Genomic DNA, 24980 nt, shown 5'->3' on the forward strand with positions numbered 1-24980 from the left:
CCCGCCCCGGGCGGGGGGCGGTTCGCGTGGGGTTTTTTTTTTTCTCCGCCCCCAAAAAAAAAAACAACCCCGCCGCAGGTGAACGTGTTCAGGCGGCCTGGCGGTGGTCTGCTTCGAGCATGTGGTAGAGCAGTAGTAGTTGGGTTATCGCCAGCGGGTCGCTGGTGGCGGTGTCGCCCAGCCTGCCCAGGGCGTCCGGGGCCGGGAGCGCCGCGCCGGCGCGCGGGCCGAGGCGTTCCCAGATGGCCTTCTTGACGACCTGCGACTCCTCGGGCGAGACGTACCCGTGGACGTGCAGGGCGTCGACGGGACGACCGTCGGTGTCGCGGTGCAGCCGCAGGTGCAGGGCGGTCTCGGTCTGGCTCGCCGAGGTGTCGCCGGTGCCGTCCAGGACGTCCGCCAGCTCGGGGTGGTCGATGGTGGGGCGCAGCAGCAGCTCGGCCGACAGCGGCGTGCCGGGCGGGTCGAGCCGCCCGGCGACCGGGGCGAACCGGACGACGATGTCGGCGTGCTTGCGCTGCGGCCGGATGTAGGCGGCGCTCTCCGGTTCGCGGCGGGCCAGTTCCGCCATGACCTGCTCGGGGGTGTAGCCGCGCTTCTCGCAGTCGCGGCGGACCTTCCAGGAGTGCCGCAGCGGCTCGGGCGGGTCGAGGTAGACGGTGATGTCGAAGCAGGCCCGCGCCATCCGGGTGTGCAGCGGCAGCAGCCCCTCGACGATCACGAAGTCGCGGGGCTCGACCAGTTCCGGCCGCACCAGCTCGCCGGTCGAGTGGTCGTAGACGGGCTTGAGGATCGGCTCGCCCATCGACAGCAGCTGGAGGTGCTGCGCCATGATGTCGACGTAGTTGCCGTCGGGGTGCAGCGCCGTGAACGGCTTGCCGGCCCGTTCGGCGCGGTCGTAGCGGTGGTAGTCGTCCACGCAGACCGCGGTCATCCGGTCGGCCCCCAGGCACTGCGCGAGCCCCCGGGTCAGCGTGGTCTTGCCCGCGGCGCTGTCGCCGGCGATCGCGAGCATGACGGGGCGGCGGCCCGCGCCGCGCGCGCGGAGCATATGCACGATCCGATGGGGCACCTTGCTCCTCCGTCCTGCGGAATTCTGTTTTCGTGGAGGAGAATACGGGGAGGCGCGGCCGGGCTCGTCCCCCAATCGGGGGAGAGCGGGTGTGAAACGCCGGAGGGTCCCTCCGCGCCTGGGCTACTGGGGAGTAGCTTCCGGTTGTTATCGTGCCGGAATGAGTGTCCCCGTACGCGTCGTCCTGGTCGACGACCACGAGATGATCCTCGCCGGGCTGCAGGCGATGCTGGCCGGGTTCGCCGGGCGGGTGCGCGTCGTCGGGCAGGCGGGGACGGGGGACGAGGCGGCCCGGCTGGTGACCGCGCTGCGCCCGGACGTCGTCCTGCTGGACGTGCGGCTCGGCCCCGAGAGCGGCCTCGACCTGTGCCGGCTGATCACCGGCCGCGTCCCCGAGTCGCGGGTGGTGTTCCTGTCGGTCTACGACGACGAGCAGTACGTCTTCGAGGCGCTGCGGGCCGGGGCCGGCGGCTACCTCCTCAAGCGGGTGGACGGCCCCGAGCTCGTCCGGCGGCTGGAGGAGGTCGCGCGGGGCGAGACGGTCGTCGACCCGACGCTCGCCGGCCGGATGGCGGTCACGGCGGCCCGGCTGACCCGCGGCGAGTTCTGGCCGGGCGCCAACCGGGGCCTCACCCAGCGCGAGAGCGAGGTGCTGTCGCTGCTGGTCGGCGGCCTGTCGAACAAGGCGATCGCGGCGCGCCTCGTGCTGAGCGAGGAGACGGTCAAGAGCCACCTGCGCGCCCTTTACCGCAAGCTGGAGGTGACCGACCGGTCGGCGGCGATCGCGGTCGCGCTGCGCGAGGGGCTGTTCCGGTGACGTCCCCGCTGGAGCTGCTCGCGGGCCGCGGGACCGACCTGCTCGTCCGCGTCGCGGCCGTCGCCTGCTCCGACCGCGAGCTGCCCCGGATGGCGCAGGAGCTGGCCTGCCTCGTCGTCCGGTCCGCGCGGGCGCTGACGTTCTGCGACGTGTACGTCCTGGACGAGGAGGAGCGCGCCCTCGAATGGTCGGGCCCGCCCGTCCCGCTGGGCGAGGGCGACGCCGGCTGGGCCGCCGCGCACGGCCGCGCCCGCCCGCACGCCGACGGGCGCGGCGCCGCGGTCCCCGTGCACGGCGACGGCGGCGTGATCGCGGTCGTGGACGTCCGGTCCGCCGGCCCGGCGCCGGCCGAGGACCTCGCGCTCGTCACCGCGCTGGCGGGGCTGTTCGCGCCGGTGCTGTCGTCGTGCCGCCGGCTGCGCACCGCGCGGGAGCGCGAGCACGCGGCCGAGCGGTTCGCCGAGCGGGCCGTCGAGGCGCAGGAGGCGGAGCGGTCCCGGCTGAGCCGGGAGATCCACGACGGCATCGCGCAGCGGCTCGCCAGCCTCGGCTTCCACCTGTCGGCCGCCGAGCGGGCACTGCCCGAGCACCATCCGGAGGCGCTCGCGCAGATCATGATGGCGCGGCGGCTGTGCGAGCTGTCGGCCGCCGAGACGCGCGCGGCGATCGGGGGGCTGCGCCCGCCCGTCCTGGACGACCTGGGCCTGTCGGCGGCCCTCGCCACCCTCGCGCGGGAGGCCGGGGACGGGCCGGGGCCGTCCGGCACGATCGACGTGACCGTGACCATCGAAGGCGAACTGGAGGACGAGTTGCCCGACCACGTGCAGACCGCGCTGTACCGGATCGCGCAGGAGGCGGTCGGCAACAGCCTGCGGCACGCGTCCGCGACCTGCGTCGACCTGCTGCTGGAGCACTCCTTGGACCGGGTCAGGCTGCGGGTCGCCGACGACGGGACGGGGTTCTCCGTCCGGGAGGTCCTCGCGAAGGGCGGCGCGGGGCCGCGCCACGACTGCTACGGGCTGCGCGGCATGCGGGAGCGCGCCGAACTGCTCGGCGGCCGGGTCGCGGTGAAGAGCAGGCCGGGCGCCGGGACGATCGTCGAGGCCGTCGTCCCCGTCCCGGGGCGCCGCCGGGTCACTCCGCGTCGAGCACCCGGAACGTCATCCCCGCCTTGACGAGCCGGGCGATCAGCGCGTCGCCCATCGCCGTCGCGGTCGTGACCTGCCCGGACGTCGCGGGCAGGTCGTCGTGGGCGAGGCACAGCGCCGACTCGGCGAGCATCTTGGCCGTCTCGGTGTAGCCGGGGTCGCCGCCCGCGACCTCGGTCACGACGCGCCTCCCGCCGCCCTCGCCGGCGAACTTCACGCTGAACCAGTTGCGGTCGCGCTGCGCCTGCGACGGCCCGTCGCCGGGGCTGCTGATCCGGAGCAGGAGGCGCCGGGTCGGCGGCAGCGCGGCCAGCGCGGTCAGGGCCCCGAAGCCGGTCGCCAGCGCGGCGGCGGACGGGAGGCGCTTGACCGCGACGAAGTGGCCGTAGGAGAAGTCGGGGCCGTAGCGGTCGAGGGCCGCCGCCGACCGGGTGACGATCTGCGGATCGATGGTGGGCAGCGGGAGCGTCCAGCCGTCCCCGACCCGGGCCTTCGGCGCGGGGGCCCGCGAGATGCGGACCCTGCGGCCGGCGGGGCGGTCCTCCGTCCGGCGGCGCTCGCGCTCGGCGCGCAGCATGCCGGCGGCGTCCCCGATGATCCCGACCGCCGAGTGCAGGGTGCCTCCGGACGCGGCCCCGCGCACCCGCACGAACCCTTCGACGTGCAGCGGGACGCCCTCGGGCAGCTGCTTGACCGTGAAGTAGGCGCCGAGGTCGTGGGGGATCGAGTCGAACCCGCAGGCGTGCACGATCCGGGCTCCGCTGCGCACGGCCTCCCGGTGGTACTTCACGTACATGCGGTCGACGAACGTGGGCTCGCCGGTGATGTCGACGTAGTCGGTACCGGCGCGCGCGCACGCCGCGACCAGGGTCTCGCCGTACTTGACGTAAGGGCCGACCGTGGTGATGACCACGCGCGCCGACTCGGCGATGGCGTCGATCGAGGCCGCGTCGGTGGTGTCGGCGTGCAGCAGCGGCAGCCCGGCGCACGCGGGGTCGATCTTCACCAGGCGGTCGCGGACGGCCGCGAGCTTGGCCTCGTTGCGCCCGGCGAGCGCCCAGCGCGTCCCCGGATCGGCGTGCCCGGCCAGGTACTCGGCGGTCAGGGCGCCGGTGAAGCCGGTGGCGCCGAACAGGACGATGTCGTACGGGCGGTCGGCTGGCCGGTCGGCGGTCATGATGCCCCTCTCACGGTTCCGAACCTGATTCTGTCGCGTTCGCGGCCCGGTATGCGCGGCGGATCGCCGATGTGAGGGACCGCACTCCTCTAGGGTTGCTCCGGTGACGGGAATGGTGGCGTTGTGACCGGGCTGGCCGTGGCGATGGACGTCGTCGCCGCCGGCTTCCTCGCGTTCTTCGTGCTGCTGCTGAGGCGCGGCAGGAGCGGCGCGCACGGCGACGAAACCGGGCGGGCCGACGAAACCGGGCGGGCCGACGAGGGCGGACGCGGCGACGAGGGCGGGCGCTCGGTCGCCATGGTGCTGATCGCCGTCAGCCTGGGCCTGCTGTCGGTGTCGCTGTGGAGCCTGCCCTAGCGGGGGCCCAGCCCGGCGCCTCCAGCAGGTGCCGGACGAACAGCAGCGTCGTCGCGGTGGGCGCCGCCCCCGCGACCGCGTGCCAGGGGCGGTCGAGCGGCATCCCCGGCGCGTCGACCACCACCAGGCGCCCGGCGTCCAGTTCGGCGCCGACGGCGTCCCGCGACATCAGGGCCACCCCGAGCCCGGCCGCCGCGCCCGCGATGACCGCGCCGTTCGAGCCGAGCACGAGCCGGGGCGGCGCGACCTCGCGTTCGGCCAGGTAGGCGTCGGCGGTCGCCCGGGTCCCCGAGCCCGGCTCGCGCATGACCCAGGGCGTGCGGGCGAGGGCGAAACCGGCGGCGAGGCCGGGCGCGCCCACCACGACCAGCTCGTTGCGACGCCTCGCCAGCACGGTCGCCGCGACCTCGGCGGGCGGGCGCCCGGCCAGCACCAGGTCGGCCTCGTGCGCGGCGAGGCTGCTCCACACCTGGCGGCGCGGCCCCACCTCCAGCGCCAGCTCCACGTCCGGCCAGCGGCCCCGGAACGAGGCGAGCAGCTCGGGCAGGATCTGGTCGGCGGCCGTCGTCACCGCCGCCAGCCGCAGCGGGCCCCGGCCCGGATCGGCCGCGCCGCGCGCCGCCGCCCGCCCCTCCTCCAGCAGCCCGAGGACCTGCCGCGCGTACCCGGCGTAGACGGCGCCGGCGGGCGTCAGCCGGACGCCCCGGCCCACCTTCTGGACGAGCGGCACACCGAGGTCGCGGGTCAGCGCGGCGACCGCCGCCGACACCGCCGACTCGGTCACGTACAGCCGCCGCGCCGCCGCCCGCACCGACCCGGCGTCGGCGAGCGCGACGAACGTCCGCAGCCGCGCCTCCGTCACGCCCCGGCCTCCTCGGTCATGCGCTGGCCTCCTCCGTCACGCCCTCGGCCTCCTCGGTCACGCGGCTGGCCTCCTTGTTCAAGTGAATGTTTGATGGTCACCGTAGAACACTTGATGGACATCGCAAGTATCGGCCGGTCAAGCTTCGAGGCGTCACGGTTCCACATGGGCCGGGACGCGGCGCTCCGCCCCATTCCCCTGGGACATGCCGTCCTCCACCGGGGCGGCGCACCGCGTCCCGGCCGTCCGGCAGCAAGCGGAGGAGAGCGGCGTATGAGCTCGGGCAGATGGTCGGCGGGCGTGATCCCCTACGCGGAGATGGGCTACTGGCGTCCGGACTACGAGCCGAAGGACAGCGACATCCTCGCCGCCTTCCGGATCACGCCGCAGCCGGGCGTGCCGCCGGAGGAGGCCGGCGCGGCCGTCGCGGGCGAGTCGTCCACCGCCACGTGGACGGTCGTCTGGACGGACCGGCTCACGGCCTACGAGAACTACCAGGCCAAGTGCTACAAGGTGGAGCCGGTTCCCGGGCAGGAGAACCAGTTCATCGCCTACATCGCCTACGACCTCGACCTGTTCGAGGAAGGGTCGATCGCGAACCTGACGTCGTCCATCATCGGGAACGTCTTCGGGTTCAAGGCGCTGAAGGCGCTCCGCCTTGAGGACATGCGCATCCCGACCCATTACGTGAAGACGTTCCAGGGGCCGGCGCACGGCATCGTCATGGAACGCGAGTACCTGGGCAAGTTCGGCCGTCCGCTCCTGGGCGCCACCGTCAAACCCAAGCTCGGGCTGTCAGCGCGTAACTACGGACGCGTCGTCTACGAGGCCCTCCGCGGCGGCCTCGATTTCACCAAGGACGACGAGAACATCAACTCGCAGCCGTTCATGCGTTGGCGCGACCGCTTCCTGTACTGCATGGAGGGCGTCAACCGGGCGCAGGCCGCCACGGGCGAGGTGAAGGGCCACTACCTCAACGTCACCGCCGCGACGATGGAGGACATGTACGAGCGCGCCGAGTTCGCCAGGGACCTGGGCAGCGTCGTCGTGATGATCGACCTCACCATCGGTTACACGGCGATCCAGTCGATGGCCAACTGGGCGCGCAAGAACGGCGTCATCCTGCACCTGCACCGCGCGGGGCACTCTACGTACACGCGGCAGAAGTCGCACGGCGTGAACTTCCGCGTCATCGCCAAGTGGATGCGGCTGGCAGGCGTCGACCACATCCACGCGGGGACGGTCGTCGGCAAGCTGGAGGGCGACCCGAACAGCGTCCGCGGCTACTACGACACCCTCCGCCTGGACAAGGTGGAGGCCGACCCGGTGAAGGGCCTGTACTTCGACCAGGAGTGGGCGTCGATGCCGGGCACGATGCCCGTCGCGTCCGGCGGCATCCACGCCGGGCAGATGCACCAGCTCCTGCACTACCTGGGCGAGGACTCGATCCTGCAGTTCGGCGGCGGGACGATCGGCCACCCGATGGGCATCGCCGCCGGCGCCACCGCGAACCGCGTCGCGCTCGAGGCGATGATCAAGGCGCGGAACGAGGGCCGCGACTACCTCGCCGAAGGGCCCGACATCCTGCGCGCCGCCGCCAAGCACAGCCGCGAACTCGACATCGCCCTGTCCACCTGGGGCGACATCACCTTCACGTACGAATCCACCGACACCCCCGACGTCGTCGAGACCCCGGTGAGCATCTGATGCGAATCACGCAAGGAACCTTCTCCTACCTGCCCGACCTCACCGACGCGGACATCGCGGCGCAGGCCGCCTACGCCCTCGGCCAGGGCTGGCCGTGCTCGGTCGAGTTCACCGACGACCCGCACCCGCGCAACTCCTACTGGGAGATGTGGGGCCTGCCGATGTTCGACCTCGCCGACCCGGCCGGCGTCCTGTACGAGGTCAACGAGTGCCGCAAGGCGTATCCGGACCGCTACATCCGGCTGAACGCCTACGACGCCCGCTACGGAAGGCAGACCACCGCGCTGCAGTTCATCGTCCAGCGTCCCGCCGAGGAGCCCGGCTTCCGGCTGGACCGGACGGAGACGGCCGACCGGCGCGTCCAGTACACGCTCCACCCGTACGCCCTCGACAGGCCCGAGGGCGACCGCTACGGGGCGGGGCGTTGACCGAACGCCCCGGCTTCGGGATGCGCCAGAACGGCTCCCCGGTGGACACGTCCCAAGCTCCCGCCACCGGGGAGCCGTTCCCTCCCGGACCGCTCCCTCCCGAGACGCTTGCGCCGGACGCCCGCGTCGACCTCGCGAAGGAACGCGCCGACTCCCAGGTGGACTCCGTCCTGGACGCGCTGGACGCCGAACTCGTCGGCCTGGCCCCGGTCAAGACCCGCATACGGGAGATCGCCGCCCTTCTCCTCGTGGACCGCGTCCGGGCCCGGTTCGGCATCGACTCCGGACGTCCCAACCTGCACATGTGCTTCACCGGCAGTCCGGGGACGGGCAAGACGTCCGTCGCCGTCCGGCTCGCCGAACTGCTGCACCGCCTCGGCTACATCCGCAAGGGCCACCTGGTCTCCGTCACCCGAGACGACCTCGTCGGCCAGTACGTGGGGCACACCGCGCCCAAGACGAAGGAGGTCCTGAAGCGGGCGATGGGCGGCGTGCTGTTCATCGACGAGGCGTACTACCTGTACCGGGCGGAGAACGAACGCGACTACGGGCAGGAGGCCATCGAGATCCTGCTCCAGGTGATGGAGAACCAGCGGGACGACCTCGTCGTCGTCCTCGCCGGATACAAGGACCGGATGGACTCCTTCTTCGCGTCCAACCCGGGCATGAGTTCCCGCATCGCGCACCACATCGACTTCCCCGACTACGACCCGGACGAGTTGGAGGCCATCGGCCACCTGATGATGGAACGCGAGGGTTACGGTCTGGCCCCGGCCGCCGAACCGGTCTTCCGCGACTACCTGTCCCGGCGCCGCGCCCAGCCGCGCTTCGCCAACGCCCGGTCCGTCCGAAACGCCATCGAACGCGCCCGCCTCCGGCACGCCAGCCGCCTCCTCGCCGCCGGTACCGACGTGGGCCGCGACGACCTCACCACCCTCCACCCGCAAGACTTCCTCGCCAGCCGTGTGTTCGGGTGACCGGTGTCACATCGGAAACGGGGATGGGCCTCCACATGTCCTAATGTTGGGCGTAGGACATGTGGAGGTGGGGGAGAAGTTGCATAACCCTGAGGATCTGTACGAGCTTGACGCCGACCTGCCGGAGATGACGGGTCCGGTGCTGCTGCACAGCCTCGACGGCTTCGTGGACGCCGGATCCACCGGGCAGCTCGTGCGCGAGCACCTCCTGGAGTCCCTTGAGCACCGCGTCATCGCCCGCTTCGACGTCGACTCGCTGATCGACTACCGGGCCCGCCGGCCGCCGATGACGTTCGACCGCGACCACTGGTCCGCCTACGAGGCGCCCGAACTGGTCGTCCGCCTGCTGCGGGACGAGGCCGGCAGCCCGTTCCTGATGCTGTCCGGGCCCGAGCCCGACCGGCTGTGGGAGGGCTTCACCTCCTCCGTCGTCCACCTGGTCAAGCAGCTGGGCGTCGGTGTCGTCGTCGGGTTCCACGGCATCCCGATGGGCGTCCCGCACACCCGCCCCGTCGGCACCACCGCGCACGCCACCCGGCCCGAGCTGATCAACCGCAACTCGTGGTTCGACAAGGTGCAGGTGCCCGGCAGCGCCGCCGGGCTGCTGGAGCTGCGGCTCGGCGAGGCCGGGCACGACGCCGTCGGGTTCGCCGTGCACGTCCCGCACTACCTCGCCCAGTCCGCCTATCCGGCCGCCGCCGTCGCCGCGCTGGAGGCGATCGTCTCCGCGACCGGGCTGGCGCTGCCCGTCGACCGGCTCCGCGACGCGGCCGCCGCGACCGACGCCGACATCGCCGAGCAGGTGGACGGCAACGACGAGGTCGAGAAGGTCGTCCGGGCCCTGGAGCAGCAGTACGACGCGTTCGCCGGCGCCGCCGAGCGCGACAACCTGCTCGCCGAGTCGCAGGACATGCCGACCGCGGACGAGCTCGGCGCCCAGTTCGAGCGGTTCCTCGCCGAGCAGGACGGCCCCGACAGCGCCGGCTGACATATCCCGTCCGCCGCTGGGTACGCGAGCGCCCGAGAGGGGAGGTTCGCTCATGGCCCAGAAGGTGAACGAGGTGATGACGCCGGTGCCCGTGGCGGTGCCCCCGGACACGTCCCTGGCCGAGGTCGGGGACCTCATGCGGCAGCACGGCATCGGCGACGTCCTCGTCGTCCACGAGGGACGGCTGCGCGGCCTGGTCACCGACCGCGACATCGTGATCCGCGCCGTCGCCGCCCATCGCGACATGTCCGGCACCACCGCCGCCGACATCTGCAGCACCAACATGATCACGGTCGCGCCCGGGGAGGACGCCGACGCGGCGGTCCGGCTGATGCGCGAGAACGCCGTCCGCCGGATCCCCGTCGTGGACGGCGACCGGCCGATCGGCATGGTGTCCATCGGCGACCTGGCCATCCAGCGCGACGAGCGCTCGGCCCTCGCCGACATCAGCGCCGAACCGCCCAACACGTGATCACGCTGAAGCTGCCGGACGCCGAACTCGCCGGCGACCTGTCGATACCGGACGGCGCGACCGGTGTCGTCCTGTTCGCGCACGGCAGCGGCAGCTCCCGCCTCAGCCCCCGCAACCGCGCCGTCGCCGAGGGCCTCAACGCCGCCGGCATCGGCACGCTCCTCATCGACCTGCTCACCCAGCACGAGGACGAGGTCGACCGCGTCACCGCCGCCCTGCGCTTCGACATCGAACTCCTCACCCTCCGCCTGATCGGCGCGATCGACCGCCTCGCCGACGGCCTGGAATCGGCCCCGCACACCGCGGGCCTCCCCATCGGCCTGTTCGGCGCCAGCACCGGAGCCGCCGCCGCCCTGGCCGCCGCCGCGGCCCGCCCGCGCATCGGCGCCGTCGTCTCCCGCGGCGGCCGCCCCGACCTCGCGGGCCCGTCCCTGCCCCGGGTACAGGCCCCCGTCCTGCTCATAGTCGGCGGCCGCGACCCGGAGGTCCTGGCCCTGAACGAGAAGGCGGCCGAGCACCTCGACCGCTCCGAAATCCACATAGTCTCCGGCGCGACCCACCTGTTCGAGGAGCCGGGCGCCCTGGAAGAGGTGACCATGCAAGCCGCCGACTGGTTCAACCGGAACCTCTGATGCGCGACGTCATCGTGGTCGGAGCAGGCCCCGCCGGAACGTCCGCCGCCTGCCACCTGGCCCGCGCCGGGCTGGACGTCCTCGTCCTGGAGAAGACGTCCTTCCCCCGCGAGAAGATCTGCGGCGACGGCCTGACACCCCGCGCGGTCGACGAACTCCGCGCCCTGGACATCGACCTGTCTGATTGGTTCCGCACCGACGGCGTCCGCCTCATCGGCGCGGGCCGCACCCTGGAGCTTCCCTGGCCCTCAGGCCACGGCCTGACCCGCACCCGCACCGACCTGGACGAACTCCTGGCCCGCCAGGCAGTAGCCGCCGGCGCGACCCTCCTGGAGAACACCAAGGTCACGGCCCCACTCCTGGACCAGGGCCGCGTAACGGGCGTCCACACAGCCGCAGGAACCCACCAATCCCGCCTGGTCATAGCGGCCGACGGAGCCTCGTCCCGCCTCTCGATCGCCTTGGGCCTGCACCCGCGCCGCGACCGTCCCATAGGCATCGCGGGTCGCCGCTACTACCGAAGCCCGCGCCACAAGGACACCTACCTGGAAATCTGGCTGGACCTGGCCCCCGCCGCCTACGGCTGGGTCTTCGGCATGGGCGACGGCACCTGCAACGTAGGCGTGGCCCTCCTACGCACAGACCACCCCAACTACCACGACCTATTCACCAAGTGGCTGAAAACCCTCCCGTCCACCTGGGGCTTCACGGAGCAGAACGCCGAGGGCCCACTACGCGGCGCCGCCCTCCCCATGGGCTACAGCCGCCGCCCCCACTACCTACCCGGCATGTTGCTCGTAGGCGACTCGGGCGGCATGGTCAACCCCTTCAGCGGCGAAGGCATCGCCTACTCCCTGGAAGCAGGCCGCCTGGCCGCCGAAGTGATCACCACCGCCTACCACAGCCCCTTCCCAGAGAAGGTGCTCCGCACCTACCCGACCACCATCCGCCAGGCCAACGGCGCCCCCTTCACCCTCGCCCGCACGGCAACCCGAGCCATGGCGAACCCACAGATCATGCGCCTGGCAACCCGCACAGCCCTCTCAGCCCCACCCCTAACCCGCCTAGCCCTAACCCTCACAGGCGGCCTACCAGCCTCACCCGTCCCAACGACCACCGACCGCCTGGCCGCCGCCCTAACCCGCCTGACCCCCACCTCCTGACCGTCCGCCCCGAATACCGTTTCGCGAAGGCCCCCACCAACCGGGTACGCTTTCCCGGCAACACGGGCGCGTAGCTCAGGGGTAGAGCACTCGCCTTACAAGCGAGGAGTCGGCGGTTCGAAACCGTCCGCGCCCACCTGCGAAAAGACCCTGTTCCCGACCACGGGAACAGGGTCTTCGTGTCATTAGCCGACGAGTGTGAGGGCCCCGGCTGCCCCGTCGTCGTCCGGGTTGGCGTCGTCGATCTTGCTGTCCATGGCTTGGACTATCGTCCGGTTACCATCCGCCGTCCGGTGCTGGTAGATCATCGCGGCGCGGACGCTGCCACGGCCCATCCGCTCCATAAGGTCGCGTCGCCTCGGACTCGGCCGCGAAGGTGTCCCCGGTGTGGCCGAGGTCGTGAAAGTGAGGTTCGGCACGCCGAGCTTGGCCAAGGCCACACCCCTCAGCGTCCTGGACGCGATCGGCGACACCAACCCCAAAACAAGGCGTCGTCATCCTCGGAGTCTTGGCCGCCGTCGAAGTCGCACGATCCTACGCCGAACAGGACCTCGACCAACTCGCCGTCACCGGGTACGCCACTGCCATGGACCGCGTGCACACCGTTCGCCGCGCCCTCCAGCCCTGGGCCGACACCGACTGCGTCGGCCGCCTGGACGACCGCCTCTACGGATGGCAGACCACGCTCAGCGCCCTCCAGCGTTGAACTCAGCGACACGGCCCGGAAGCTCGGCCAGTGAATCAATCCGCCTCGTCGGAACACGGTCGGCCTCCGGGGCGTCCCGCTGAACGATTCCCCTGACGTCGCGATCACGTCGGAAGGCAGATCCAGCGACCGCAGGATCCTGCCGGCCCGCACCGTCTGATTCCCCGCGATCCCCACCCGCAGCTCCCCACCCCGAAGCTTGGCCAGCGTCGGACGCGCAGACGGGAAGCTCAGGAGGGGGAGCAGTGTGCGTGCCACGCGAGAGGTCGGCCCCATCCCACTTGCGTGCCACTTAGGAGTGTGGAAGCTGTGAGGTTCGGCAGCTCAGGGGCTTGATCAACCTGCGCGATCATGCCGCGCGTCCGTGCCATTAGGTCTGTGGATGGGAGGACGCGTCGTCCAGGACGAGCGGGCGAGGCCCAGGTCGACGCCGCGAAACGGATGCTCACGGCTCCTTACAGGCGAGGAGGTGGCGGTTCGCAACCGTCCGCACCCATCCACGTGAACGGCCCCGTTTCCAAGCCCGGAAACGGGGCCGTTGAGCTATGCGCCGCCGTGCTCATAGACGACCGTGAGGGGCGCCGCCCCATCGTCCCCGACCTTGGAAACCGGCCTAGATGTCCACGCCCACGGCCCTGCCCGGCGTCTGCAAGAACGTGCCCTGCGGCATCGTCGCCCTCGTCCTTCCGTTGCCAGGCCAAGGCCGGGACCCTCCGAGAGACGGACAAAAGCACCGCCTTCCGCTGGCTCATAGCAGACGAGGTAGGCGAACTGGCCGAAGGAGCCTCTGCCGTCAGAGCCCAAGACACTTTGGCCACTCACCAGACCGTCCCCATCCGCCAACACGGTGACGTCCACGTCCTCGGCCGAGGGACCCGGTAGGCAGCGCGCGTCCCCTTGTTGGGCGAGAAGCTAAAGCCTTCACTGAGCGTTTTCCACCAGCGCTTGTGGGTGGGTGATCACAGCACGATCGCGGGCGGCGTGGCGGTCCCTAAAACATGAAGAAGCCCTGGTAGGACGGGTGATCTCTCACAACCGACCGATCCCACCAGGGGCTTCACATGCTTTTCTATCGTTCTTCGCTGCCGTTGTCGCGTCAGACACTGCAGTACGTGACCGGGATCGTCGGCCGGCACCGCAAGCAGATCGGCAGCAAGGGCCGGGCCCTGACGGCGGGTATGCAGGCGCTGATGACGCTGGCGTACTTGAAGAACGGGGAGACGTTCGCGCAGCTCGGCGCCGGGTTCGGGGTCGGAACCACCACCGCCTGGCTGCCTAATGGCTTTGTCAAGCCGCTGCGGGCGTGTAGTCGGTGCTGTAGGGGTGTCGGGTACGCAGGATGGCGTGCAGGACGTTGACGCGGCGTCGGGCCAGGGCGAGTACGGCTTGCTGGTGGTTCTTGCCTTCGGTTCGTTTGCGCCGGTAGAAGTCGGTGCTGGCGGGGTCGTGTCCGATGGCGCAGAACGCCGACTGGTAGAAGACCCGTTTGAGGGCGCGGTCGCCGGAGCGGGCGCGTTGCAGGTGGCGGCTCTTGCCGGATTGTTTGAGGACGGGCGCCAGGCCTGCGGCGGCAGCGGGCTGATCGCCGGTGGCGAAGCGGCTGATGCCGCCGGTCACGGCGAGAAACTCCGCGGTCATGATCGGGCCCATGCCGGGCAGGCTCGCGACCAGCGCCGCGTCGGGATGGCGGTCGAGGGTTTCCTGGATGCGCTTGTCGAGCGCGGCCAGGCGGTCGCGGGCGGCCAGGGCCTCTGCCGCGGTCTCTTTGACTAGCTCGGCCGTGACCTTCTCACCGGGCATGCTGACGCGCTGTCGTTGCGCGGAGCCCACGGCCGTCTCGGTGGCCTTGATCAGGACCGTGTCCTTGACCCACCGGAGTTTGCGCAGGTGAGCCAGGACGCGTGTTCGCCCGGCTGCTCGGATTTCGGCCGGAGTGGCGTAGCGAGTGAGCAGGTGCAGCCAGGTCTTCCCGGTCACCTCGACGTGCCGTTCGAGGCCCGGGTGGATGGCGTTGAGCAGTGCCCGCAGCCGGTTGGCTCGCCTGCTGGCGTCCTCCACCAGCTCAGCGCGCCGCGCGGTCAGCAGCCGCAGCTCGACGTCCTCCTCCCGCGTGGCGGTGACCCGGCGCAGGTCGTCCCGCATCCGCACCTGGTCGGCGATGACCTTGGCGTCTTTCGGGTCGCTCTTGTGCTCACCGCCGCGGGTTCCACGGCGAGCGCGGTTGACCGCCAGCCCTGGCACGTGGACCACCACCAGGCCGGCTTCCAGCATCATCGTCTGCAGCAACGAGGCGATCCCGCCCACCAGCGCCGGCCCGTGCTCGACCTCAACGTCCTTGATCTCGCCGATCAGGGCGCTGACGTCCTCCGGAGTGTTGTCCACCCGGTGGCTGGACACCACCTTCCCACCTTCAGCGATCTTGATCTCAGCCCAGTGGATCTCCTTGGCAACGGCGATCCCCACGACCACGCCCACCAGCACGTTCCTCTCGTCGATCCGATGGAAGTGCTGCCTCTCCCCACCAGCTCCGCCCTACATAGCGATCAATCGCAGTGCCTAATCCAGCGGTCAGGAAGAAGCGGGGCGAGGCAGGGGGCACAGCCAAGCGAGCCATCGAAGACAGCGATACGTAAGCCATCCCTGCCCCACCCTCACCACCCGATCATCCAGTCCCAAAGGAACCCATCGGGCTCATTCACAACGGTAGGGCGCTACGTCAACGAGACGGTGACGCTGCTGTCGGCCCGATCACCCAAACTCAGCCGGGCGCTGGCGAAGGCTAAGAAGGACGGTCTGTTGTACCTGGTTATGGACGGCACGCTGATCCCGATCGACCGGGTGAAGGCCGACCGGCCCTTCTACTCGGGCAAGCACAAGAAACACGGCGTGAACCTGCAGGTCATCGCCTCCCCGGACGGGACGATCGTGTGGGTGTCGGGACCGCTGCCCGGCTCGGTCCACGACCTGACGGCCGCTCGGATCTGGGGCCTGGTCCGCGAGCTGGCCGCAGCCGGGTTCCTGGTGCTGGCCGACAAGGCTATGTCGGCGCCGGCCCGCACATCAAGACGCCCTACAAGGGCAAGGACAAGTCCGAACCGCTCAAGGACGCCAACCGCTCCCACGCCAAGCTCCGCGGACCCGGCGAACGAGCCAACGCCCAGCTCAAAAGTTGGAAGATCCTGACCAAGCTACGTTGCTGCCCGCACCGGGCCGGTCACCTGGCCAAGGCCATCCACGTCCTCCAGAACCGCGAGCTCAGCACACGTTGAAAAAGGTTCACTGTTCAATCAAACCTGAAGGTTGCTGAAAACTACTCGCAGTGCCTCGCATAGCCTCAAGCAATCACTACGTGTCATCTTCGATGGATGCCATTCCATGAAAAATTCAAATTCTCCGTGCTTGCCAGACTGGCGCCTGGCTTGATTTCTATAGGAGTTCAATGCGGCATCGATTTTGCGATTTAGTACAACTCTCATACGCTCATTGGAGATATTCTCCAGAGCGATGCGGTCCGTGGGTTTGCAGTGTAGCCAAAGATATTCCTTCACTCCTTCTCGTGTATGCGTTTGAGTTTTCCAGGAAGGGAAAACTTCCCACAGTCCACTAGCGTTGGAGAATGACGGCACATCCTCCTTATAGAGGATGCCTCCCATCTGGAATGCTACTTCTCGAATGTATTCATCTCGGCCTATCTTTCCGTCGTTGTCCGTGTGCGTCAGACTTTGAAGCGCTCTCTGTAGTGTGGCGATCACTTCCCCGAATGTTTGGAGACGATCCGCTGGGGAGAATCTAGTACAGGCGCGATATAGATCAATCGTGCTACTGGTTACCTTCGCTGGGCATGTCTTGAGTAATTCTTTTTGGAGGTTGGTGCTGTTCGCGTCGATGTTTACGGGGTCAGGGTCCAGGTTCGTGAAGCAGAAGTAGACCAACTGCCCAAACGAGTAGATGTCCAATGCGGCCGTTCGCTCTCGGGCAGCCTTGGGATTAAAGGCAAAATATTGCTCGGGGGCGGCATAGTAGACGACCCCCATCGCAGTCTTGGTCGCCTTTTGCGTTTGGGTGCTGAACCATGCAAGATCAAAGTCCGTCAAGAAGGGCTTATAGGTGCCGTTTTCTTGAAGTTTGCACACAATGTTCTCGGGCTTAATATCCCGGTGGATGACTTCGCTCGCGTGTGCGTCTGCGATGGCTTCAGCGCTTTTGAGTAGGATGGCGAGTATCTCGGCTGGCTCCAAGAAGGTCCCTATAGCGAGTTCTCGGAGATTGCTACCCTCGATATAGTCCATTATGAATCCTGGCGGACTATCGCTATAGTCGTGCACGTTGACGATGGATGGATGGTCGAGCATTCGCATCGCATCGTAACCATTGCGGAATCGCTTAACCTTTTCCCGGTCGGAGAGTTCGTTGGCATGGTAGATCTTATAGGCGAGTAGGTTCCCGTTGCCCTCACGCACACGCCATACTTTGCCAAAACCGCCTGCGCCAATTTGGCTTTCGAGAATTCCCCAACGGGTCTTGGTTCCCGGCTCCACTACCCCAAGTTCACTCTGGTATCGAAGAAGAGTGGCTTTTGCTTGTCGAAATGCATTTCGCTGTGGTAGGCCTTCGATTACCTCTTGCTTGGAAAACCATGCGCTGACCGCTTCGAGCTTTCGGCAAGCGGCCGCATAGCCAGTTTCGCGCCAATTTTCGCCACTAATTGAGCGAAGTCTATTGTAGCTCTCCAGGTGCTCGTTTGCTTCGATCTCAATCAGGGCAAGTTCTTGCTCTGGACGAGGGGCGGCGAGCACAGGAGTGAATCCGCTTCCTAGAATGACTCGGCCCGTAACCCTCCCACCAAATACTGGATTTTGGGAAGTCCTTGGAGAAGCGTCCATCTCTCTTGAGACAACCTCATAAAGGCTGTGAACAGTAACATCCCCGTTGTGATCAGCCGCAGCCCCCATGAGTGCTTCAAGTAGATGATAAGTAAATACCCCGTGTGACAGATTAGTGGACTCTTTGGCCTTTTGGGTGGGTGTGCATGCGGCCATAACTACAGCCGATGGGTTAACTTGGCGAACTGTCTCACTAACATCCGGATTCGAAATTCGCCGAGATGTCAAAATTCCGCCATTGACGGCCTCTCCCGAGTGGCAGCAATCGAGTATTATTACAACCTCAGTTCCCGTGCCTGCATGAGGTTCTGCGATTTTCATCAGGTCAACTAGAGGGATCCCTTCGTCGAGTTCCTGGTTGTCTGCCGTAACCAGGTAAGTATTAAGATCGTTAACGACCCCGTGGCCTGCGAAATAGAAGAGCACTTCATCGGCCCCGGAGGTCTTTGCTTCCAGTAGCCATCGAATTATTGCCTGTCTCGTAACTTGGTCGTCTAGAATTTTTGTTACATCAAAATCGTACTCAGGGAAGGTGAGTGTGGTAGCCATCTCGTCTGCGTCGTTGGCGCAATTTTGCAAAGAACTCCACCGGCCGCTGTAGTTAGTAATGCCGGCGACCAAAGCTATCTTGCGGGTCACGACAGCCCCCTTTCACTCTGCCCAACGCTGAGATGGTTCGAGGATACATCCGATACATCCTGAGTTGAGGCTTTTGTGGACAGGTTGGCCGTCCGGCCTGTGGTGGCCAGCTCGGGCGCTCCGTGACTGGGCCGAAGAGGCCGCGTGCCCGCGCGCTACCCGGCACCCTGAGGGCGGCCGCGTAGCGGATGCCCTTGAGCACGTGGCGACAGTCCTCACCCCCCAGAGTGACGACGACGCTGGTAGATGGCTGGCCCTGGTGGTCGTGAGCGTGATCAGGGCTGTGGTCCTGCACGCAAGGTCGCAGGAGGTGAGTGTCTAACTGAGTGACAGTCGTGGCGGACGCGGCTGGACGTTGCTGAGCCACGGGGGCACCGCTGTGCAGGGCAGCGAGCTGCGATGGAGCGGGGTAGTCTTGGCTTACAAGCGAGGAGTCGGCGGTTCGAAACCGTCCGCGCCCACCTGCGAAAAGACCCTGTTCCCGATCATGGGAACAGGGTCTTCGTGCCATTAGCGTGCCATTAGCCGACGAGCGCGAGCGATCCGGCCGCCCCATCGTCGTCGTCCGGGTTGGCGTTGCTGATCTTGTTGTCCATGGCCTGGGCTATGGCCGGTTACCGCCCGCCGTCCGGTGCTGGTAGATCATCGCGGGCCGCACGCTGTCATGGCCCATCCGTTCCATGAGGACGCGGAGTGTCGCGCCGGACTCTGCCGCGAACGTGTTCCCGGTGTGGCGGAGGTCGTGAAAGCGGAGGTTCGGCACGCCGAGCTTGATCACGGTCTCGCCCCACTTGGTAGCGCGCCGGAAGTTCGCCCGCCGCAGGACGCCACCGCGCTTGCCGGTGAAGATCAGCGCATCAGGCTCAGCGCCGGTGAAGTTGCCGAGATGCCGCCGCAGGTCCGGGGTGATCGCTTGGGGGAGTGCCACGGTGCGGAGGCCGGCCCGTGACTTGGGCGGGCCGATGATCAGTTCGCCGGTGTCCAACTCGACTTGCGCTTGCCGGACGGTGACCGTCCCGGCGTTGAGGTCAAGAAGCGGCGGCGGTCAGGCTGCTGCGCGGCCCCGCGCTTGGTCGCCCGGAGCGTGCCGCGTGGGCGCTGGTCACCGGGCAGCCGCGCCGGGCCGCGCATCGCGACGCGTCCGCCGGCCCTGCCCCGACCGCTCGCCGTGCAGGGTCGCGCCGCCGCCTCAGCCGTCCTCCGGCTCCACCAGGCCCATCGCGAAGGCGAACGTCTCCAGGAACTCTCGGTATGCCGGGTCTGTCTCGCTCGCCGCCAGGGCTGCCAGCTCGTCAGCAACCCGCTGCTTGTCTGCGTCGGAGAGCTGGTTGAGGAGGTAACCGGCGTACTCCTGCTGCTTGAGCGCCGTGTCATCGTCCAACACGGTCTCGTCACAGGTCTCGAAGAACCACGTGTATGCGACCACTGCCTTGAGCAACTGCGTGACCAGTCGAGGGGATTCGTCCATGCCCGCATTCCACCAGGCCCCACCGACAGGGCATCACAAGCTGGGCTGGAAGGGTGCGGGGCTCCCCCGAACCCGAACCGTCGAGGATGGCGGCGGACGGAACCCGTCAAGGGCGCCCTTCGGGCGTCACTACGTGATGGCTTCGCCACCCTTGACAGAACCCGTCCGCCGCTAAGTGCAGGTCTCGTCGGGGCCGGGGGGAGGAAGGTGGGGGAGGAACAGCGGCTGCGCCGCACGTCCACGGCCGCCACGGGGAGCGCTGTCCGGGCGGCTGCAGGCAGGTGCGAGGCGCCCAGGGGCGGGCGTGCTATTCGCGTGCCACTGGGGAGCGTGTGGGTCGTGGCAGGTCGCGAGCGTGATCATGCCGGGTGATCGGGCGTCGCGCGCGTGCCATACGCGTGCCATTAGGTTGCGTCGGGCGGGGGAGACGGGCCGTCCGAGAGCGTGCTCCCGTACAGGTCAGGGCCCGTGTTCGGATGATCACGAGTCCTTATAAGAGAGGAGCCGGCGGTTCGGAACCGTCCGCGTCCACCTACGAAAAGGCTGTGGGCCGCAGCCGCGGATCGTGCCCTTTTGTGCTACCGACATTCCGCGACGTCCACTCGCCCGGGGTCAGGTCTGTCTTCGCCAGGACAGCTGGAAGGACCGCAGGACGTAGACCGAGCACGGGAAGGAGGGGCGGCGGCGTTGAGGAGAGCCGTCCTGGAGGGGGCCACCGTTCGGGGGGGCGAGCAGCTTTGAGCGCCGGGGCCGGGCTGTTGGCTCATTCCCGGTGCGGGAGGGCCCACAGGTGGAGAGCGGTCTGATCCTTGGAGAGTGTGCACCAGGCGTCTTTTCCTGCCGACAGGGGAGGACCCGAGACGGGGAAGGGGTAGACGACTGGTCCTCGCAGGGTCATTGTGCGGGGATTGATGAGCCAGTGGCGGGGGGCCTCGGCGTAGTGCTCGGTGCCGACCACGGCGATGTCGTCGTAGGGGAACGCCGCTTCGAAGTCCCAGCGAGCACGGTCGTCTCCCGAAGGAGGGGGTACGGCATCCTGGGCGTTCAGTCGCCGTAGTTCCAAGCCATCTTCCGCTTGGTGGAGATAGAGGGCCCACTGGCCCGTATCCGTGGTCAGGAAGTGCTCCCCGGACGGACTCACCGCGAGAAAGACCTCCTCGATGAATCGCTGAACGGTGAGCTGCGTACCGTCCCAGCGTCCCCACAGCACGGGCGAAGTCTCCTCGCCCTCCGCGATGGACAGCCCCATGTACGCCGGGTCGGGGTGAGGAAAGTGGAAGGAGCCCGATCCCACGGTCATCGTCGCGGCCCGGGTCAGCAGCGAGCCGTCGGCGGCGTCGAGGATCAGCCATTCCTCCTCGGTGTCCTGCCCCGTGTGGCTGCGGACGTGAGCCCACAGGACCTTGCCGTCGGAGGAGAAGGCCGCCGAGCCGCTGTCGGCGTGGCCGTGGTGGTAATCGTCGGCGTACTCGGAGAACGAGGCATGGGCCGTCGTGCACACGGCCGCAGACCAGCAACCGTGGCGGATCTCCCACAGCACGGCGCCGGCCGAATCCACGGCCCGCAAGGCGTGCACGCCGGCGAACACGGCGACATCACCAGCGGGAGAGACCGCCACTGAGCCGTACCGGCGAGGCCACGGCGCGGGAAAGCGGGTCTCCGCCCCAGCCCCCTCAAGGTCGCGGACGGCCAGTTCGGTGTCCCCGCGCTGCACCAGCAGCCGACGCCCCGGCCAGTGCAGTACTCGTGGGCCGTCCGCCGAGGCGGGGTCGAGCGGAGCGGCAGCGGTGGCCAGGAGACGGGCGGTGAACTGGGCGGCTCCCTCACGGGTGGCATCGGGCGTCACAGTCGCATGCTTTCACACCGCGCCGTCCTCGAACTGAGTCACCAAGGGCTGGTCGAGCGCCACGGTCTCGTCCTACTTGGTGGGGTCGGTCGTGCCGCTTGATCCGAGCCCAAGGGCCGAGCCCCAGGTCCGCCTCTTGCGGCTGGTGAACCGCATTGGAACCTCCGGACGGACGGCATGTGCCGTGCTAGGAACGCCGTCCGTCCGGAGGGGTCTAGGGGGTGGGGGCGGTGTCGTCGTCCTGGGCTTCAAGGCCGGCCAGTTGCGACTCGGCGTTGGCGTGGACCTCGGCGATCTTTCCGGCGAGGAGGCCCGCGCGGATCGTGGCTTCTTGGTAGGCGGCTCTGGTGATCTCCAGGGCTGCGGTCACCTCGGCTGCCGTGATCTGGCTCATCGGCGCAGCCTCCGGAGCAGTCGTCGGGTTCGGTGCACCAGGCCGGGGCCTAGGACGTAGCCCGCCATGGCTCCGAAGAGCAGGCACACCGTTCCGAAGATGAGGAGCAGCCGCGCTGTCGTTGCGAGTTCGCTGCCCATTACGGACGGGTCCCGAGGTGAGCCCCGAGCGCGCGGGCGATCGTTTCGGCGGCCTGCGTGGGGGAGTTGGCCGCGCTGATCGTTTCGCCGGTGGGGGCCCAGGTGAACATCCAGGTCCCGGTGATGAAGTCGGCGCCGATCTCGGTGAACCTGCCGGGTGACTCGGTGTTGATCACGTAGAGGACGGGTGTGCCGCTGCGTGCGACGATGCCGCATGACATTCCGCCGCGCTTGCGGACGGCCTCGTCGAGAGCGGTCAGGAACGGGCGTCGTCCGCTCGTGGCCGTCAGGTGGTCGGTGGCCATTCTTGTGCTGCCTCCCGTCGAAGGGCGTGCCTGGACTGCCGGTGGGGGTGGGGTGGGCGCGGGGGCCTGCTACGGGTGCATGCGCGCCCAGATCCATTTGCCGCCGGCCGGGTCGGCGGTGACGCCGCATTTGGCGGACATGGCCTGGACGATGTGCAGGCCCCAGCCGCCGTTGTCGTCGAACGCCTCCGCCGACAGGTCGAGGTCGTCGAGGGTGAGTTCCTTGAGCGGCTTGGCCTTGGGCAGCTCGTGGTCGGTGTCCCAGACGGCGATGATGATCCCGTAGGCGTCGCGGCTGAGCTGGAGACGGATCTCCTCGTCCGGCGTCTGGCGGGCCGCGTTGGTGACGAGTTCCGACACGATGAGAAGTGCGCTGTCGAGAATGTGCGGGTAGTCCCATTTGCGGATTTGTGTGTCCGCGAAGGTGCGCGCTAGCCCCACTGCGGAAGGTGTCCCCATAAGGGGCATAACCGGCTCTGCGGTCGCCGTCATCGCCATCATCCTGTCCTTGCCTGAGATTCCGATTTCCTGTGACAAGGATCACCGTGGATGCCTAATCTTTAGGTGTACCCGTAGAAGTTGAAAAACAAGGAGACGTGATGCCCGCCGTCCGCGAGCCCCTGGACCCTCGGATCTCGATGTGGCACTTCCTGGCCTTCTTCATGCGTTACATGCGTGAGAAGGCCGGGCTGTCGCTCGCTCAGTGTGGGGAGATCATGGCCATCGCGCGCTCGACTGTTTCCAACTTGGAGGCGGGCAGGCGGCGTCCGCAGGACGATCAGATGCGGCTGCTCGATAAGCACTACGGGACGGGTCTACTTTTTCAGCTGATCCTCTGGTTTGCCCGAATGGCGCACGACCCAGACTGGGCGCGTCAGTGCAAGGAGTACGAGAGGACGTCCACCGCGATCAAGACCTACCACGGGAAGGCTATCCCTCGGCCATTCCAGACAGAGGAGTACATTCGGGCACTTCTCGAAACGGGGTTGACCAAGGACATCGATGCTGGGGTTGCCATGCGTGTTGAGCGGCAACGCTTGATCTTGGAACGCCCGGATACGCCTACGCTCTGGATGCTCGTCGACGAAAGCGTGTTGGCATGCCCCATCGGGGGCCCTGAGGTCATGAGGCATCAGCTGGAGCACCTGCTCGACATGGCGGGCCACCAGAACGTCATCATGCGGATTGTGCCGACTGCGGCTGGCGCTCACCAAGGATTCGACGGGCCGTTCCAAGTGATCTGTCTGGAAGAGCGGGACGTCGCCTACGCCGGTGCCCAACACGGCGGACGCTTGATCGAGAGCCCAAGCGAGGTGCGGGACTTTTCGACTAGGTTCGAACGTATCGGTGCGAAGGCCCTCCCTGAAGACGCCTCGCGCGCCCTCGTCGAGAAGTACTTGGAGCAGTACTCATGATCGTTCGTTGGCGGAAGAGCAGTTACAGCGGCGGCGTTGATGACCACCAGTGTGTTGAGCTGGGGCGGCTTGCTCCGGGGGCGGGGATCGGGGTGCGGGACAGCAAGGACCCGGATGGGGGGCACCTCAGCTTGTCCGTTGCGGAGTTCGCCGGTCTGATCGAGCAGGTCAAGCGGCACCCGGCCCGCTGACCGGACTGTCCGACCTCGCTCTCGGTCCTGCGCCTGGCTCGTCGCGCGCGGGACCGGCTCATGTCCGTGGGGCGCGACACTCTGCGTCCACGCGTCCGACCGCGGGCTTCTCCGCTCGCCAAGGCGAAGGGGCCGGTTCGGCTGGCTACTCGCCCGGGTAGGGCAGTATCGCGCGGCGTCCGGTGCTTGGTGGATCATCGCGGCCCGCACGCTGTCGGGGCCCATCCGCTCTATGGGGTCGCGGAGCGTCGCGCCGGGCTTGGTCGGGAAGGTGTTCGCGGTGTGGCGGAGGTCGTGAAAGTGGAGGTTCGGCACGCTGAGCCTGGTCAGGGTCTCGTCCCATTTGGTCGCGCGCCGGAAGTTCGCCTGCCGCAGGTCGTCGGCGCGCTTGCAGGTGAAGATCAGCGCGTCGGGCTCCTCAGCGCCGGTGCAGTTGCCGAGATGCCGCCGCAGGTCCGGGATGACCGCATGGGGAGTGCCATGGTGCGGAGGGCGGTGCGTGACTTCGGCGGACCGATGATCAGCTCGCGTTGAGGTCAAGGGGCGGCGGTGGTCAGGCTGCTGCGCGGCCCCACGCCAGGCAGCCCGAAGCGTGCCGCGTGGGGGCTGGTCACTATGCGGCCGCGCCGGGCCGCACATCGCGACCCCTCCGCCACGCCCGGCAGATGCCGGCGGTCACCAGGGCGCACCGCTGCTCAATAAACTCAGTTGGTCGGTAGCCCCGTGCGTGCCAGGACGCCCGCATGGCCAGCGAGTGGGAGCCTCTCGACAGGCTGATCGTCGAATGTCAGATTCTGCCGGCTGTCAAGTGGCTCATGTCGACGTTCGAGTGCAGTTTGCAGGAAGCTGTGCAGTTTCTCTACGCGCGATACGACGATCTGCGCCGGAGCCGTCCAGACGACTCCGCCACAAGTCATGAGGAGTACTGGAAGGGCGGCTACACCTGACGAACCCGTTCCTCCGGCGCGGGCACTCCGGCTCGCGTGGCAAGAGGTTCAGGACGGGCGTCCCGTCCAGAGGCGAAGACCTCGCTGGCAGTTGGCAGGGCAAGCACAGCCGTCGGAGCGGAGTAGGTCGAGCCTGTCTGCCAGCCTTCGACCTGACTTGCACAGGTCGGTCTACGATGCCGCGGTTTGCTACGTGTTCGTGCTGGTCATGAGGTTGCGGTTGCTGGCGGGTGACACACTAATCCG

General features: G+C 68.2%; 27 protein-coding genes, 1 tRNA gene and 2 pseudogenes. 18 read left to right on the top strand and 12 right to left on the bottom strand.

Going from position 1 to position 24980, the window contains the following annotated elements:
- Positions 1 to 88: 88 nt before the first annotated feature.
- Complete coding sequence (locus ABZ806_RS40605) at positions 89 to 1072, bottom strand: phosphoribulokinase (protein ID WP_500224003.1); 984 nt, start codon at positions 1070 to 1072, stop codon at positions 89 to 91.
- Positions 1073 to 1232: 160 nt separating this feature from the next.
- Here ABZ806_RS40605 and ABZ806_RS40610 point away from each other — a divergent pair, with 160 nt between their 5' ends.
- Both ABZ806_RS40610 and ABZ806_RS40615 read left to right on the top strand, forming a co-directional pair.
- Positions 1233 to 1889, top strand: coding sequence for a response regulator (locus ABZ806_RS40610; RefSeq protein ID WP_500224005.1), 657 nt, complete (start codon positions 1233 to 1235; stop codon positions 1887 to 1889).
- Positions 1886 to 3064, top strand: coding sequence for a GAF domain-containing sensor histidine kinase (locus tag ABZ806_RS40615; protein ID WP_500224006.1), 1179 nt, complete (start codon positions 1886 to 1888; stop codon positions 3062 to 3064). Before ABZ806_RS40610 ends, ABZ806_RS40615 begins: the two co-directional genes overlap by 4 nt.
- Here ABZ806_RS40615 and ABZ806_RS40620 read toward each other — a convergent pair.
- A complete protein-coding gene (locus ABZ806_RS40620; protein ID WP_500224007.1) occupies positions 3024 to 4214 on the bottom strand; it encodes a saccharopine dehydrogenase family protein in 1191 nt (396 codons plus the stop codon). The two genes, ABZ806_RS40615 and ABZ806_RS40620, sit on opposite strands and share 41 nt — an antisense overlap.
- A gap of 123 nt (positions 4215 to 4337) precedes the next feature.
- Between ABZ806_RS40620 and ABZ806_RS40625 the strand changes: the two genes are divergently transcribed.
- Positions 4338 to 4571 carry a hypothetical protein gene (locus ABZ806_RS40625; protein WP_500224009.1) on the top strand — a complete coding sequence of 78 codons (234 nt, stop codon included), beginning with the start codon at positions 4338 to 4340 and terminating at the stop codon, positions 4569 to 4571.
- Here ABZ806_RS40625 and ABZ806_RS40630 read toward each other — a convergent pair.
- Positions 4528 to 5433, bottom strand: a complete 906-nt coding sequence (locus tag ABZ806_RS40630) for a LysR substrate-binding domain-containing protein (RefSeq protein WP_500224010.1) — start codon at positions 5431 to 5433, stop codon at positions 4528 to 4530. The genes ABZ806_RS40625 and ABZ806_RS40630 overlap by 44 nt on opposite strands.
- 273 nt (positions 5434 to 5706) lie before the next feature.
- On the opposite strand from ABZ806_RS40630, the gene ABZ806_RS40635 reads away from it, so the two are divergent.
- The 8 genes from ABZ806_RS40635 to ABZ806_RS40670 all read left to right on the top strand — a co-directional run bounded on the left by ABZ806_RS40635 (position 5707) and on the right by ABZ806_RS40670 (position 11936).
- Positions 5707 to 7140 (top strand): form I ribulose bisphosphate carboxylase large subunit, encoded by a 1434-nt coding sequence (locus ABZ806_RS40635; protein WP_500224012.1) that lies wholly within the window; start codon positions 5707 to 5709, stop codon positions 7138 to 7140.
- The gene (locus ABZ806_RS40640; RefSeq protein WP_500224014.1) at positions 7140 to 7568 is read left to right on the top strand and encodes a ribulose bisphosphate carboxylase small subunit; all 429 of its coding nucleotides are present in this window, start codon (positions 7140 to 7142) and stop codon (positions 7566 to 7568) included. The genes ABZ806_RS40635 and ABZ806_RS40640 overlap by 1 nt, the downstream gene beginning before the upstream one ends.
- Complete coding sequence (gene cbbX, locus ABZ806_RS40645; RefSeq protein ID WP_500224015.1) at positions 7565 to 8545, top strand: CbbX protein; 981 nt, start codon at positions 7565 to 7567, stop codon at positions 8543 to 8545. The genes ABZ806_RS40640 and cbbX overlap by 4 nt, the downstream gene beginning before the upstream one ends.
- Before the next feature lie 79 nt (positions 8546 to 8624).
- Positions 8625 to 9533, top strand: coding sequence for a proteasome assembly chaperone family protein (locus tag ABZ806_RS40650; protein ID WP_500224016.1), 909 nt, complete (start codon positions 8625 to 8627; stop codon positions 9531 to 9533).
- 52 nt (positions 9534 to 9585) lie between these two features.
- Positions 9586 to 10005 carry a CBS domain-containing protein gene (locus ABZ806_RS40655; RefSeq protein ID WP_500224017.1) on the top strand — a complete coding sequence of 140 codons (420 nt, stop codon included), beginning with the start codon at positions 9586 to 9588 and terminating at the stop codon, positions 10003 to 10005.
- A complete protein-coding gene (locus ABZ806_RS40660; protein WP_500224018.1) occupies positions 10002 to 10637 on the top strand; it encodes a dienelactone hydrolase family protein in 636 nt (211 codons plus the stop codon). Before ABZ806_RS40655 ends, ABZ806_RS40660 begins: the two co-directional genes overlap by 4 nt.
- A complete protein-coding gene (locus ABZ806_RS40665) occupies positions 10637 to 11800 on the top strand; it encodes a geranylgeranyl reductase family protein (RefSeq protein ID WP_500224020.1) in 1164 nt (387 codons plus the stop codon). The genes ABZ806_RS40660 and ABZ806_RS40665 overlap by 1 nt, the downstream gene beginning before the upstream one ends.
- Before the next feature lie 64 nt (positions 11801 to 11864).
- Positions 11865 to 11936, top strand: a tRNA-Val gene (locus tag ABZ806_RS40670).
- A 49-nt stretch (positions 11937 to 11985) separates the two neighbouring features.
- Here the strand turns inward: ABZ806_RS40670 and ABZ806_RS40675 are convergent.
- Positions 11986 to 12135, bottom strand: coding sequence for a hypothetical protein (locus ABZ806_RS40675; RefSeq protein WP_500224021.1), 150 nt, complete (start codon positions 12133 to 12135; stop codon positions 11986 to 11988).
- Between the two features lie 173 nt (positions 12136 to 12308).
- Between ABZ806_RS40675 and ABZ806_RS40680 the strand changes: the two genes are divergently transcribed.
- Both ABZ806_RS40680 and ABZ806_RS40685 read left to right on the top strand, forming a co-directional pair.
- The gene (locus ABZ806_RS40680) at positions 12309 to 12506 is read left to right on the top strand and encodes a hypothetical protein (protein ID WP_500224022.1); all 198 of its coding nucleotides are present in this window, start codon (positions 12309 to 12311) and stop codon (positions 12504 to 12506) included.
- A gap of 1061 nt (positions 12507 to 13567) precedes the next feature.
- Positions 13568 to 13864, top strand: coding sequence for a helix-turn-helix domain-containing protein (locus ABZ806_RS40685; RefSeq protein WP_500224023.1), 297 nt, complete (start codon positions 13568 to 13570; stop codon positions 13862 to 13864).
- Here the strand turns inward: ABZ806_RS40685 and ABZ806_RS40690 are convergent.
- Complete coding sequence (locus ABZ806_RS40690) at positions 13794 to 14981, bottom strand: IS110 family RNA-guided transposase (RefSeq protein WP_500224024.1); 1188 nt, start codon at positions 14979 to 14981, stop codon at positions 13794 to 13796. The two genes, ABZ806_RS40685 and ABZ806_RS40690, sit on opposite strands and share 71 nt — an antisense overlap.
- 216 nt (positions 14982 to 15197) lie before the next feature.
- On the opposite strand from ABZ806_RS40690, the pseudogene ABZ806_RS40695 reads away from it, so the two are divergent.
- Positions 15198 to 15775 (top strand): annotated as a pseudogene (locus tag ABZ806_RS40695) (transposase family protein); the annotation flags it as partial.
- Positions 15776 to 15793: 18 nt separating this feature from the next.
- On the opposite strand, the gene ABZ806_RS40700 reads toward ABZ806_RS40695, so the two are convergent.
- The 7 genes and pseudogenes from ABZ806_RS40700 to ABZ806_RS40730 form a co-directional block, all read right to left on the bottom strand.
- The gene (locus ABZ806_RS40700) at positions 15794 to 18028 is read right to left on the bottom strand and encodes a protein kinase domain-containing protein (protein WP_500224026.1); all 2235 of its coding nucleotides are present in this window, start codon (positions 18026 to 18028) and stop codon (positions 15794 to 15796) included.
- A gap of 604 nt (positions 18029 to 18632) precedes the next feature.
- Positions 18633 to 19019, bottom strand: a pseudogene (locus ABZ806_RS40705) (tyrosine-type recombinase/integrase); the annotation flags it as partial.
- Positions 19020 to 19217: 198 nt separating this feature from the next.
- Positions 19218 to 19496 (bottom strand): hypothetical protein, encoded by a 279-nt coding sequence (locus ABZ806_RS40710; RefSeq protein WP_500224027.1) that lies wholly within the window; start codon positions 19494 to 19496, stop codon positions 19218 to 19220.
- Between the two features lie 763 nt (positions 19497 to 20259).
- Positions 20260 to 21342: a hypothetical protein gene (locus ABZ806_RS40715; RefSeq protein WP_500224029.1), complete on the bottom strand. Its 1083-nt coding sequence runs from the start codon at positions 21340 to 21342 to the stop codon at positions 20260 to 20262.
- A 214-nt stretch (positions 21343 to 21556) separates the two neighbouring features.
- A complete protein-coding gene (locus ABZ806_RS40720; protein ID WP_500224031.1) occupies positions 21557 to 21736 on the bottom strand; it encodes a hypothetical protein in 180 nt (59 codons plus the stop codon).
- A gap of 139 nt (positions 21737 to 21875) precedes the next feature.
- On the bottom strand, positions 21876 to 22181 hold the full coding sequence (locus ABZ806_RS40725; protein WP_500224032.1) for a hypothetical protein: 306 nt from the start codon (positions 22179 to 22181) through the stop codon (positions 21876 to 21878).
- 69 nt (positions 22182 to 22250) lie between these two features.
- Complete coding sequence (locus ABZ806_RS40730) at positions 22251 to 22682, bottom strand: ATP-binding protein (protein WP_500224033.1); 432 nt, start codon at positions 22680 to 22682, stop codon at positions 22251 to 22253.
- A 98-nt stretch (positions 22683 to 22780) separates the two neighbouring features.
- On the opposite strand from ABZ806_RS40730, the gene ABZ806_RS40735 reads away from it, so the two are divergent.
- The 4 genes from ABZ806_RS40735 (at position 22781) to ABZ806_RS40750 (ending at position 24734) form a co-directional block, all read left to right on the top strand.
- The gene (locus ABZ806_RS40735) at positions 22781 to 23596 is read left to right on the top strand and encodes a helix-turn-helix domain-containing protein (protein ID WP_500224036.1); all 816 of its coding nucleotides are present in this window, start codon (positions 22781 to 22783) and stop codon (positions 23594 to 23596) included.
- On the top strand, positions 23593 to 23787 hold the full coding sequence (locus tag ABZ806_RS40740) for a DUF397 domain-containing protein (protein ID WP_500224037.1): 195 nt from the start codon (positions 23593 to 23595) through the stop codon (positions 23785 to 23787). The genes ABZ806_RS40735 and ABZ806_RS40740 overlap by 4 nt, the downstream gene beginning before the upstream one ends.
- A gap of 282 nt (positions 23788 to 24069) precedes the next feature.
- Entirely contained in the window at positions 24070 to 24321 is a 252-nt protein-coding gene (locus ABZ806_RS40745; protein WP_500224038.1) for a hypothetical protein, read from the top strand.
- Between the two features lie 209 nt (positions 24322 to 24530).
- On the top strand, positions 24531 to 24734 hold the full coding sequence (locus ABZ806_RS40750) for a hypothetical protein (RefSeq protein ID WP_500224039.1): 204 nt from the start codon (positions 24531 to 24533) through the stop codon (positions 24732 to 24734).
- Positions 24735 to 24980: the final 246 nt, after the last annotated feature.

The organism is Spirillospora sp. NPDC047418, assembly GCF_040643275.1.
Taxonomy (GTDB): Bacteria; Actinomycetota; Actinomycetes; order Streptosporangiales; family Streptosporangiaceae; genus Spirillospora.